This is a genomic window from Pseudomonas asplenii (assembly GCF_001293465.1).
Classification (GTDB): Bacteria; Pseudomonadota; Gammaproteobacteria; order Pseudomonadales; family Pseudomonadaceae; genus Aquipseudomonas; species Aquipseudomonas fuscovaginae_B.
The window spans coordinates 1-12,100 of record NZ_JSYZ01000022.1; the positions used below are offsets into that span (position 1 = coordinate 1).

The 12,100-nt window shown below is 66.5% G+C and carries 10 protein-coding genes; 6 read left to right on the forward strand and 4 right to left on the reverse strand.

All coding sequences use genetic code 11. The annotated features are described in order from the left end of the window. A partial coding sequence (locus PF66_RS25665; protein ID WP_241494441.1) for an Lrp/AsnC family transcriptional regulator occupies positions 1 to 575 on the forward strand: 575 nt, incomplete at its 5' end. Positions 576 to 591: 16 nt separating this feature from the next. Here PF66_RS25665 and PF66_RS25670 read toward each other — a convergent pair. Continuing rightward, on the reverse strand, positions 592 to 1,818 hold the full coding sequence (locus PF66_RS25670; protein ID WP_054064180.1) for an aminotransferase class V-fold PLP-dependent enzyme: 1,227 nt from the start codon (positions 1,816 to 1,818) through the stop codon (positions 592 to 594). Between the two features lie 307 nt (positions 1,819 to 2,125). Then, on the reverse strand, positions 2,126 to 3,535 hold the full coding sequence (locus PF66_RS25675) for a hypothetical protein (RefSeq protein ID WP_152973083.1): 1,410 nt from the start codon (positions 3,533 to 3,535) through the stop codon (positions 2,126 to 2,128). Positions 3,536 to 3,875: 340 nt separating this feature from the next. Between PF66_RS25675 and PF66_RS25680 the strand changes: the two genes are divergently transcribed. From PF66_RS25680 to PF66_RS25700, 5 genes are all read left to right on the forward strand, one after another. Continuing rightward, a complete protein-coding gene (locus tag PF66_RS25680; RefSeq protein WP_054064182.1) occupies positions 3,876 to 4,817 on the forward strand; it encodes an AraC family transcriptional regulator in 942 nt (313 codons plus the stop codon). Positions 4,818 to 4,922: 105 nt separating this feature from the next. Next, a complete protein-coding gene (locus tag PF66_RS25685; RefSeq protein ID WP_054057671.1) occupies positions 4,923 to 5,381 on the forward strand; it encodes a (2Fe-2S)-binding protein in 459 nt (152 codons plus the stop codon). Next, positions 5,381 to 7,627, forward strand: coding sequence for a xanthine dehydrogenase family protein molybdopterin-binding subunit (locus tag PF66_RS25690; protein ID WP_054064183.1), 2,247 nt, complete (start codon positions 5,381 to 5,383; stop codon positions 7,625 to 7,627). The genes PF66_RS25685 and PF66_RS25690 overlap by 1 nt, the downstream gene beginning before the upstream one ends. 16 nt (positions 7,628 to 7,643) lie before the next feature. Further along, entirely contained in the window at positions 7,644 to 8,996 is a 1,353-nt protein-coding gene (locus PF66_RS25695; protein WP_054064184.1) for a c-type cytochrome, read from the forward strand. Positions 8,997 to 9,007: 11 nt separating this feature from the next. Next, entirely contained in the window at positions 9,008 to 10,027 is a 1,020-nt protein-coding gene (locus PF66_RS25700; protein ID WP_054064185.1) for an XdhC family protein, read from the forward strand. A gap of 209 nt (positions 10,028 to 10,236) precedes the next feature. On the opposite strand, the gene PF66_RS25705 is transcribed toward PF66_RS25700, so the two are convergent. Both PF66_RS25705 and PF66_RS25710 read right to left on the reverse strand, forming a co-directional pair. Then, a complete protein-coding gene (locus tag PF66_RS25705; protein WP_054064186.1) occupies positions 10,237 to 11,244 on the reverse strand; it encodes a transketolase family protein in 1,008 nt (335 codons plus the stop codon). Further along, on the reverse strand, positions 11,241 to 12,089 hold the full coding sequence (locus PF66_RS25710) for a transketolase (RefSeq protein ID WP_054064187.1): 849 nt from the start codon (positions 12,087 to 12,089) through the stop codon (positions 11,241 to 11,243). The genes PF66_RS25705 and PF66_RS25710 overlap by 4 nt, the downstream gene beginning before the upstream one ends. Positions 12,090 to 12,100: the final 11 nt, after the last annotated feature.

The following is a 12,100-nucleotide window of genomic DNA, read 5'->3' on the forward strand; positions in this document are numbered from 1 at the left end:
TTTTAACGCCGCATAACCAAGTTTCAAACTATTTCGTACATAGCCTAGTGCCGGAATCTTATGCGGGCGCCAACATGAATGACCTGAAGCTGGATCGAATGGACACGAAGATTCTGGGCGTCTTGCGCAAGAACGGCCGGATTTCCCATCAGGAGCTGTCGCTGAAAGTGGGCCTTTCGCCTTCCCAATGCCTGCGCCGGGTGAAACGGCTGGAAGCGGAGGGCGTGATCCTGGGCTATTCGGCGGTCATCGATGAAAACAGGCTCGGCAACGACATCAATGCCTGGGTGATCGTCAAACTGCAGCGCAACAGTCCTGGCGCCCGGGAGCGGGTGGCCCTGCTGCTGAAAAACCGCCCTTGGGTGCGGCTGGCCACCGGCGTCACCGGCGATGTGGATTTCATGATCCGCGTCGTCGCCCCGCGGATGGCCGACTTCTCGAAAATCCTCATCGACGAGCTGAACAACCACCCGGACATCAGCAGCACGCAGTCGTTCATCTGCCTGGATGACCTGGTGGGCGGGCTGACCAGCATGGCTGGCCCGGGCGCCGTGGTGGACAGCACCCAGGCCTGACGGCGAGGGTCGCTGGTCAGAGCGACGCGTCCAGGGCCTGGATCAACTGCTGCATCTCTTCGGCGGCGGTGTAGTGCACGAAGGACAGGCGCAGCACGCCTTCCTGCGGGTCGACATCCAGCGCCTGCAACAGGCGCACCGCGTAGAAGTGGCCCGCGCCGGCAATGATGCCTCGCGTTGCCAGCCGGGCGGCGATCTCGCGCGGGCTGGCGTTCAGGGTTTGCAGGGAGACGGTGGCGGCCTTGTTCCGTACGTCGCTTGGGCCGAGCAGGCGCACGCGGCAATCCCCGGCGCAGAACTCCAGCAAGGGCGGCAGCAGCGCCGCCTCGGCGCAGCGCAACAGCTGGCGCACGTTGGCGGCGCGCTCGCGGCGGTCGGCGCCGGGGAAGTGATGGGCATGCACCTGGTCGAAGTAGGTGGTGACGCCGCTGGCGGCAGCGACCTGGGCATGGTCGGGGCCGGCGGGGACGAACCACTTTGCCAGGTAGGCCTCGTTGAAGTAGTGCGCCTGGTTGCCGAGCCAGTCCATCAACGGGCGGCGAATGACCATGGCCCCCAGGTGCGGGCCGAAGGTCTTGTACAGCGAAAAGAGATAGATGTCGGCGCCGAGCGCGTCCACGTCCGGGAAACCATGGCCGGCGTAGGAAACCCCATCGACCACCGCCTGGGCACCTGCGGCATGGACGATCTCGCAGATTTCCCGCACCGGGTTGATCTCACCCAGGATATTAGAGCAGTGGGTGAAGGCGACCACCCGGGTGCGCGGGCTCAGCAGCTTCTGCAGTTCGCTCGGGTCGAGGGAGCCGGTGGTGGCGTCGACCTGCCATTCCCGAATGACCATTCCGCGTTTGGCCAGCCGCCGCCAGACGCCGTTGTTGGCTTCGTGGTCCTGGTTGGTGACGATGATTTCGTCTCCCGCCTCGAGCCGATTGGCAAAGGCCTCGGCCAGCACATAGGTGTTCTGCGAGGAGGAGGGGCCCAGGTGCACCTCTTCCGGCGACACGCCGAGATAGGCGGCGATTTCGGCGTGCGAGCGATCCATCTGCTCGCCACCCAGGCGCGAGGCCGGGTGGGCGCCGTAGGGCTGCATCTTGTGCCGACGATAGAAGCGGTCGAGGTGGTCGATCACGGGTTGGCAGGCGTAGGAGCCGCCAGCGTTGTCGAAGAACGCCTGGCCTTGCAGGGAGGGTTCGGAAAAGGCCGGGAACTGGCGGCGGATGAACGAAAGATCCAGGGCGGGCATTGGCAAGACTCCTGTTGTGCGCGGGGATTCGATAGGGCATAGCCTAAGGCTTGAGCCGCGCACGAAGTCGGCAAAAGCGGGCGAAAGAACTGGCTCCATGCAGGAATCCTGCATATTCAGCGGTTTGAATGCTGCATTTGATTCGTCCGGCTCAACGGATGTGCTGCTATCCGTCTGGCCCAGGCCGCCGAGGCTGATATCTCGGCATCTGACGGGCTCATGGCGTGAGGCGCCCCGGTGGGTCTGGGCAAGCCGGTTCCAATCGGGGCGCCGGGATGGCCTCGTGCCTTTTGGCGGCTGAAAGGTCTCAAGCCCTGAGGGGCATTGCCGTCAGCGCGCTGACCCCGGGCTGGCGTGGCGCCGGAGGATGGGAAACGAAGCGGGGCGGTTCGAACGACCGGCGAAAATCCCGTGCCGAATGACCGACGATCCCGTCGAACTCGTCCAGGCTCACCCCGCGTTTGCCCGCCTGTTCCAGCCGATAGCGGGTGTCGCGCTCCAGCTTGTCGAGCTGCTGGCGGACACTGTGCGCGAAGATACGGGTGTCGGAAGGGATCGGTTCGAGCGCGTTGAATTCATGGCGTGTGCCATCCGGCAAGCGTGCCTGCACCTCCTCGGGCAGGAATTTCGACAGTGCCGGTGAGGCGGCGACAGACGCCATCAGTTCCTGTCGGGATCCGAACTCCTTGAGTCCCCATCCCGGCAGGCACAGCACGAAGAGACTGCCCTCGTCGCCACTCCCTGGCTGCTCCATCACGAACGGCCCCGGCAACGTCAGGGGAGGGAAGACGTGGTTGCCGCTGCTGGCGCGGACTGAAAGGCCGTGGACCCTGGGCCGCGAGTGCTCGTCGGGGTAGGCCCGTGCAAGGTCGGCCGCGGACGGGTGGTTCGCGATCGCTGCGACCAGCGCCTTGCTCGCCTTGCCGAGGATGCTGTCGTTGTCCTGCTGCCGCGCCTCCAGTGTTATCTGCTGCTTGCGGATGTCTCCCAGGACCTCGTGTGGCGTCCTGCCGTTTTTGTCGGGAGTGATGAAGGCCTGGGTCTGCTGCCTGGCCAGGTCCGTGGCCTGGTTCGATGGCAGTTGCCGGATGAAATGAAGGATATCCTGTGTGCTGGTGAAGCCGGGCAGCAGTGGCTTCCCGTCACTCGCGGCCGTTGCCTCGCCGCGTCGGTAGCTGTTTCCAGGGTTGTAGTACAAGGTGCCGGGAGCGAACGGGTACCGGCCATGCAGGTCGTCGATATCCCGGCCGCTGTAGTGCGCGACGATCAGCTCGGCAACGCTGGGCGAGGCGACCAGCTTGTCTTCCGCTTGCGCGGTATCGGCCAACTGATGAACCTTCAGGTGGATATGGTTGAGGTCCACCGGCCGTGGTGCGTGCGGGAAGTGCTTTTCGAATGCCTGCCGTGCGTCCTGCAGCGGGCTGGGACGTGATATCTGCGCGAACACCGCATTGGCCTGCTTCAGCGGTTCGATCAGGACGTCGATCTTCTCCTGCTGTATCAGCGCCGAGGCGGCTGCGGGTGTCGACAGCAGGGCACGGAACGCCGACTGCCCGGCTTGCCCTGGGGGCGACGCCCTCTCGGCGGATCCGGCCCCACCCGGGCCATCGTCCGCCTGCGTCCGATCCGGCTCGCGCACCGAGGGTATGTGCCCTGCCCGTGATTCACTGTTCTGCACCAGCCGGGGGGCCGATGAAATGATGCTACCTACGCTCACATGTCACGCCTGTACGGATTGATCTGAAGAGCATGTCCGTTCGCCGCCGGGGCGGCGTCGTCATGCCGGTCGCTACAGTAGTGGTAGATAGATAGCACCCGCTATCGGACGGGGCCGACGCGGGAAGGAGGACCAGGGGGCCAGGTCGTGTGGGGCAGAACAGGGCCTGTGGCCATCAGTGCCCGGGTGGAACCCTTGCATCAGGCCCTATTTCTTGGCCGACACCCCGCCGTCGTCGCTCAATCCAATCGAATCCTTGCCTAATCCTCTGGAGTTGCAGGGTGATGCATAGGAAAGCCCCTGCCTGCGGTCTAGAGTTTGACCGAAGGAGTCCGTTGCCATGAACCAGCCCCAACACTGCCCGGTATCGCCGTTGGCACCGAGTATCGATCGACACATCAGCCAACAAGGGGATTGCCCGACCGCGATCCCCGGCCTCGTGCTGTTTCGACGTGACCAGCCGATACCCCCCTCGGTGTGCATGGTCGAGCCGAGCCTGATCCTGGTCGCACGCGGACAGAAGAGCCTGTGGATCGGCGGCGAGGGCTACGCTTATGACCCATCGCGGTTTCTGGTCACCTCACTGGACCTGCCGGCCAACTCCGAGGTGGTCATGGCCAGCCCGGCACAGCCCTGCGTCGGCGTGCTGCTGAAACTGGACGTGTCCATCCTCGCCGAACTGATCGCCAAGGGCGGCCTGCCGCCGCCGACCCGTGATCGTGGCGCGGGCAAGGGCGTGGGCATCGCGAACATGACCCCGACCCTGGAAATGGCCGTGGGGCGCCTGCTGGCGCTGCTCGATGAGCCGGAGGCGATCCCGGTGCTGGCGCCGCTGGTGCTGCGCGAAATTCACTATCGCCTGCTGCACGGCGAGCAGTCGGCGCGGTTACGACAGATCACCGCCGTCGACGGCCAGGGCTATCGGATCGCCAAGGCCATCGACTGGCTCAAGTTGAACTTCGCCATGCCCCTGCGTATCGATGAACTGGCGGCCCGGGTGCAGATGAGCGCGCCGACCTTTCATCACCATTTCCGCCAGCTCACCAGCATGAGCCCGCTGCAGTTCCAGAAGTGGCTGCGCCTCAACGAAGCGCGGCGGCTGATGCTCAATGAACGCCTGGACGTGTCGCGGGCGGCGTTCGCGGTGGGCTACGAGAGTCCTTCGCAATTCAGTCGTGAATACGCTCGGCTCTTCGGTGCCGCGCCCAGTCACGACATTGCGGCATTGCGAGGCCAGGCCTCCGAAATCTCGCCCACCGGCGAGGCGGTCCCGGCCTATTGAACGCTTCAGGGTACGCGGCCGTTGGGCGTACCGATCGGTGGGGCGCCGGCCGGCGCCTCACCGCCTATAACGAAGAAACATCAACCGATGATGAGCGGGTGAGCCATGGAACTACGAATCAACCAGAAGACCTATCAGGTCGATGCCGACGCCGACACGCCGCTGCTGTGGGTGATCCGCGATGACCTGGGCATGACCGGCACCAAGTACGGCTGTGGCCTGGCCCAGTGCGGCGCCTGCTCTGTGCTGGTGGACGGCAATGTGGTGCGGGCCTGCGTCACCCCGGTGGCCGGCGTGGTCGGCCGGGAGGTGACCACCATTGAGGCGATCGAGGCCGATGAGGTGGGCAAGCGCGTGGTGGCCGCCTGGGTCGAGCACCAGGTCGCCCAGTGTGGCTACTGCCAGTCCGGACAGGTCATGGCCGCCACCGCGTTGCTCAAGCAGAACCCCAAGCCCAGCGATGCGCAGATCGAGGCCGCGATGGTCAACCTGTGCCGTTGCGGCACCTACAACGCCATCCATAGCGCCGTGCACGAGTTGGCTACGCAGAAGGGAGAAGCCTGATGAACAGTCGTATCGAGGGGGCCGAAGAGGTCCTCAGCCAACTGTCGGCCGACCCGGTCAACCTGTCCCGGCGCCGCTTCCTGATTGGCACGGCGGTGGGCTCCCTGGTCCTCGGTTTCGGCCTGCCACTGGGCTCGGCGCGGGTGCAGGCCGCTACGGCGGCGGTCGAGCGCGGCACCCAGGTGCCGGCGTTCCTGGAGATTCGTCCGGACAACAGCGTGCGCCTGCTGTGCCCCTTCATGGAAGGCGGGCAGGGCACCTACACCGCCATGGCGCAGATCGTCGGCGAGGAACTGGACGCCGATCCGGCGACCTTCGTGGTCGACAGCGCGCCGCCCGGCGAAGCCTATGTGGTCATGGACAACGGCATGCGTATCACCGGCGGCAGCATGTCGGTGCGCATGAGCTACCCGACCATGCGCCGTCTCGGCGCCCTGGCCCGGGCGATGTTGCTGCAGGCCGCTGCGCAGCAGCTCGGCGTGCCGGTGACGGAACTGTCGACCGAGCCGGGCAAGGTGCTGCATGCAGCCTCCGGGCGTTCGCTCGCCTATGGCGAACTGGCGGAACGCGCCATGGACCTGCCGGTACCGGACCCGGGCAGCGTCAAGCTGCGTGATCCCAGCCAGTTCCGCTGGATCGGCAAGCCGGTCAAGCGCGTCGATGCCTACGACAAGTCCACCGGCCGTGCGCTCTACAGCATCGATCTTAAGGTCGACGGCATGCTCCACGCCGCGGTGCAGCACGCGCCGCGCCTGGGCATGAGCGTCGGCAGCCTGCGCAACGAAGAACAGGTCAAGGCCATGAAGGGCGTGCATTCGGTGCATCAGTTGCCGGGCGCGGTGGCGGTGGTCGCCGAGCGCTGGTGGCACGCCAAGCGTGCGGTGGAAGCCCTCCAGGTCGACTGGAAGGAGGCGGCCGCCGATTCACCGCTGCGGGTGATGCCGGCGGACTTTTCCAGCGAAGCCTACGTGCAGCGCCTGGCCAACGAACAGGGGCCAGCCCGTGATGCCGAGAACGAAGGCGATGTCGCCAAGGTATTGGCTGGCGCCAAGCATGTCGTCGAGGCCAGCTACCACAACCAGTACCTCAACCATGCCCAGCTGGAGCCGCCTTCGGCCCTGGCGCGGTTCAATGCCGACGGTTCGCTGGAGGTCTGGTTGCCCAACCAGGCCCCGGACATGTTCCGCAACGACATCGCCAAGCTCACCGGGCTCGAAGCTTCGCGCATCACCCTGCATTCGCCACTGCTGGGCGGTTTCTTCGGCCGGCATTTCCTCTATGGCTCGGCCAACCCCTATCCCCAGGCGATTGCCCTGGCGAAGGCGGTCGGGCGGCCGATCAAGCTGATCTGGAGCCGCGAGGAGGAGTTCCTGCGCGATGTGCTGCGGCCTATCGCGGCGGTGCGGTTCCGCGGTGCGCTGGATGACAACGGCTTCCCCGTCGCTATCGAGGCGATCAGCGCGACTGAAGGGCCGACCGAGGCCCTGGCCGGCAAGCAGGGCGACAAGATCGACCCCACCGCCGTCGAAGGGCTGGCGGGCAAGTCCTATGCGATCGCCAACAAGCGCATTGCGCAGATCTACGTCAAGGGCCCGGCCATGCTCGGCTACTGGCGCTCGGTGGGCAACTCGCTCAACGACTTCTTCTACGAGGCGTTCCTCGACGAGCTGGCGGACAAGGGCGGCAAGGACCCCTTCGAACTGCGTCTGCACCTGCTGCGCGACAACCCGCGGCTGACCACGCTGCTCAACGCGGTGGGCGAGTTGTCCGGCGGCTGGAAGCGTGGCCCGTTCACCGCCGAGGATGGCAGCAGGCGCGCCCGCGGAGTCGCCATGGCCTCGCCGTTCGGCACCCAGACGGCGGTGATCGCCGAGGTCTCGATCGACAACGGGCAGGTCAAGGTGCATGACATCTGGCAGGCCATCGACCCGGGCAACATCGTCAACCCGGCCATCGTCGAGGCGCAGGTCAACGGCGCCGTGGCGCTGGGGCTGTCTCAGACGCTGGTCGAGGAAGCGGTGTGGCTCGACGGCAAGCCCAAGGCACGCAACTACGACCTGTACCCGATCCTGCCGCCTTCGCGCATGGCCCGGGTGCACGTCCGGGTGGTCGAGAGCGGGGAGAAGATGGGCGGCATTGGCGAGCCGCCATTGCCGGCGGTGGCGCCCGCCGTGGCCAACGCGGTGGCCAGGTTGACGGGGCAGCGCATCCGTAGCCTGCCGTTGAGCCGCTACACCTTCACCTGACCTGCGCGGAGCCTTCATGAACAACAGTCGATTCGCAAGAACCGCTGCCTGGCTGGCTGTGCCGTGCCTGGTCGCGGCAGGCCTGCTGGCCTGGTACGTCACCCGCGAGCCCGCCTCGCCCCTGGAACACCAGCCACTGGCTGTGGCCGACATCGACCCGGCGCTGGTCAGCCGCGGCGAGTATGTCGCCCGCCTTGGCGACTGCGTGGCCTGCCACAGCGTGCCGGGTGGTGCGCCGTTCGCCGGCGGCCTGGAAATGGCCACGCCGCTGGGGGCGATCCATGCCACCAACGTCACCCCGGACCGGGACACCGGCATCGGCAACTACAGCCTGGCGGACTTCGACCGCGCCGTACGCCACGGTGTCGCGCCCGGCGGCCGGCGCCTGTACCCGGCGATGCCCTATCCGTCCTACGCCAAGCTCAGCGATGACGATGTCCGTGCGCTGTACGCGTTCTTCATGAAGGGCGTGGCGCCGGTGCAGCAGGCCAATGCCGAGAGCTCGATTCCCTGGCCTTTGAACCTGCGCTGGCCGATCGCCCTGTGGAACGCGGTGTTTACCGACTCAGTCCCCTACAGCGACAAACCGGCCCAGGACCCGCTGTGGAACCGCGGTGCCTACATTGTCCAGGGGGCCGGCCACTGCGGCAGTTGCCACACGCCACGGGGCCTGGCCTTCAACGAGAAGGCCCTGGACGAGTCCGGCGCGCCGTTCCTCGCCGGCGCCTTGCTCGATGGCTGGTACGCGCCGAGCCTGCGTGCCGATCGCAACACCGGCCTGGGCCGCTGGAGCGAACCGGAGATCGTGCAGTTCCTCAAGACCGGTCGCAACCGGCACGCGGTGGTGTTCGGCTCGATGACCGAGGCGTTCAACAACTCCACGCAGTTCATGAGCGATGACGACCTGGCGGCGATCGCCCGTTACCTCCACTCGCTGCCCGGCGACCGCCAGCGCGATGGCGAGCCCTGGCAGTACCAGGCGACCTCGGCGGCGGCGTCCCCACAGAAACCGGGGGCCCAGACCTACGTGACCCGCTGCGCGTCCTGCCACGGCCTGGACGGCAAGGGCCAGCCCGAGTCGATGCCGCCGCTGGCCGGCGCGACATCCGTGTTGGCCGCCGAGAGTGCCTCGGCGATCAACATCACCCTCAACGGTTCGCAACGGGTGGTCGCCGCCGGGGTGCCGGACGCCTACCGCATGCCGGCGTTCCGCGAGCAACTGTCGGACCAGCAGATCGCCGAGGTGCTGAGCTTCGTGCGCAGCACCTGGGGCAACCAGGCCGGGGCGGTGGATGCGCAGGCGGTGGGCAAGCTGCGCGGGCACACCGATCCGGCCAGCAGCAGCCCGATCATTCTGCACATGCGCTGAAGGAGGCCCGGATGGAAAGCATCGACCTGCTGGTCCTGCGCACGGCGCGGGACTGGCTTGCCGCCGGCGAGCGCGTGTTGCTCGCCACCGTGGCGCGCACCTGGGGTTCGTCGCCACGGCCGGTGGGCTCGATGATGGCGCTGCGCAACGATGGGCGGGTGGTGGGCAGCGTGTCCGGTGGCTGTATCGAGGACGACCTGATCCACCGCTACACCACGGCCCATGGCGGCAGTGGTATGGGCGAGGGGCCGGTCGAGGTGGTGCGCTATGGCGTCACGGCCGATGAGGCCCATCGCTTCGGCCTGCCCTGTGGCGGTACGCTGGAGCTGGTCCTGGAATTCAGGCCGGACCTGCAGTCGCTGGACGAGTTGTTGACGCAGCTCGACGCCGGTCGCCTGGTGCGCCGCTGCCTGGCGGTGGCCTCCAACGCGGTGACCCTTGCCGCCACCGCGACGCCGGAGCAGTTCAGCTTCGATGGTCAACGGATGCTCAATACCCTTGGCCCCGGTTATCGGCTGCTGATGATCGGGGCCGGTGCGCTGGCCGAGTACCTGGCGACCATGGCGCTGTTCAACGGCTTCAAGGTCGCGGTCTGCGACCCGCGCCCGGAATACATCGAGACCTGGGCCGTGCCGGGTGTGGAACACCTCGTCGGCATGCCGGACGATGTCGTTCGCGATTTTGCCGTGGACCTGCGCACCGGCATCGTCGCCCTCAGCCATGACCCCAAGCTCGATGACCTGGCCTTGCTCGAAGCCTTGCACAGCCCGGCGTTCTACATCGGCGCCATCGGTTCGCGGCGCAACAGCCAGTTGCGCCGCGAGCGCCTGATCGAGCATTTCGGCGAGACCGAGGCCAGCCTCCAACGCCTGCACGGGCCTATCGGCCTGTACATCGGCAGCAAGACGCCGGCGGAGATCGCGGTGAGCGTGATGGCTGAGATTCTAGCGGCCAAGAATGGCATCGAGCTGCCCGACACCGTCACCGTCGCCCGGGCCAAGCAGGTGCACGAGCGCCTGTCCTCGGCGTAGCGCCGCAGCGCGCATCAGCGCATGCGCAACCGCTCCAGCACCACAACTGACCCAGGTGTTGGCCGAGTGCGTCGGCGTCGAGGCCGGTGCGAGAGCAAGGGACGCGCTGGCGCAGGTGAGTCGGCGCTGAACAGGCCGTGACGCTGGCGGGGAGGATGGTTTGCCGCCCAAGGCCGCCGGTTCAGGCAGCCTTGGGCAAGCCTTCACGACTACAGCCAGGCCTTGATCTGGGCACTCACCGCGTCAGTGGAAATACCATAGCGATCATGCAGCGTCGGCAACGCCCCGGCATCGAGGAAGGCATCCGGCAGGGCGATCTGCCGGAAGGTCGGGGTGACGCCATTGCGCAGTAGCAGGCCGGCCACGGCCTCGCCCAGCCCGCCGATGATCGAATGGTTCTCCGCCGTCACCACCAGCCGCCCCGGCTTGCGCGCTTCGGCGAGAATGGTCTGCTCGTCGAGAGGCTTGATGGTCGGCACGTGCAGTACGGCCACGTCGACACCGTCGGCCTGCAGTTTCTGCGCCGCTTCCAGCGAGCGCATGGTCATCAGCCCGGTGGAAATGATCAGCACATCGTTGCCGGTGCGCAGGGTCTTGGCCTTGCCGATCTCGAACCGGTAGCCGTACTCGTCCAGCACCAGCGGTACGTTGCCGCGCAACAGACGCATGTACACCGGGCCCTGGTGGGCGGCGATGGCCGGTACCGCCTGTTCGATTTCCAGGGCGTCGCAGGGGTCGATGATCATCAGGTTCGGCATGGCCCGGAAAATCGCCAGATCGTCCGTAGCCTGGTGGCTTGGCCCGTAGCCGGTGGTCAGCCCCGGCAGGCCGCAGACGATCTTGACGTTGAGGTTTTCCTCGGCGATCGCCATGCAGATGAAGTCATAGGCCCGGCGCGAGGCGAACACCGCATAGGTGGTCGCGAACGGTATGCAGCCTTCGCGGGCCATGCCGGCGGCGGCGCTCATCAGCAGCTGTTCGGCCATGCCCATCTGGTAGAAACGCTCCGGGTGGGCCTTGGCGAAAATGTGCAGGTCGGTGTACTTGGACAGGTCCGCCGACAGGCCGACGATCTCCGGGCGCTGCTCGGCCAGGGCCGCCAGCGCGTGACCGAACGGCGCCGAGCGGGTGGCCTGGCCTTCGGCGGCGATGGACGCGATCATCGCCGAGGTGGTCAGGCGCTTCTTGGCGGTTTGAGGGGTGTTTGCGGTGCTCATGCGGTTCTCCCGACCTGAAGGTTTTGCAGTGCCAGATCCCATTCGTTTTCGTCGACGCGGATGAAGTGGGTTTTCTCCCGGGATTCGAGGAAGTCCACGCCCTTGCCCATGCGCGTATCGCAGATGATCACCCGTGGCTGTGGCCCGGCGTGCTGGCGGGCGGCATCGAAGGCGGCGACCAGCGCCGGGATATCGTTGCCGTCGACCCGCTGGGTGAACCAGCCGAAGGCCTGCCAGCGATCGACGATGGGTTCGAAGGCCAGCACTTCGCTGGAGTGCCCATCGGCCTGCTGGTTGTTGACGTCGATGATCGCGATCAGGTTGTCCAGCTTCCAGTGCGAGGCCGACATGGCCGCTTCCCAGGTCGAACCTTCGTTCAGCTCGCCGTCGGACAGCAGGTTGTAGACGAACGCGTCGGACCCTTTGCGCTTGAGGCCCAGGCAGGCACCGACCGCGATGCCCAGGCCGTGACCGAGGGAACCGCCGGTGATTTCCATACCCGGCGTGTAGGCCGCCATGCCCGACATCGGCAGGCGGCTGTCGTCCGAACCGTAGGTTTCCAGCTCGTCCAGGGGAATCACCTCGGCCTCGATCAGCGCCGCGTAGAGGGCGATGGCGTAATGGCCGATCGACAGGTAGAAACGGTCGCGCTGCTCCCACTCGGGGTCGTGCGGCTGATAGCGCAGGGCATGGAAGTAGGACACGGCCAGCAGGTCGGCAGCGCCCAGGGCCTGGCCGACATAACCCTGGCCCTGGACCTGGCCCATGCGCAGGGCATGGCGACGGATGTTGTAGGCGCGTTCGGCAAGCGAGGGCGCCGTGGTAGAGGATGAATGCACACTCATGGTGATGACTC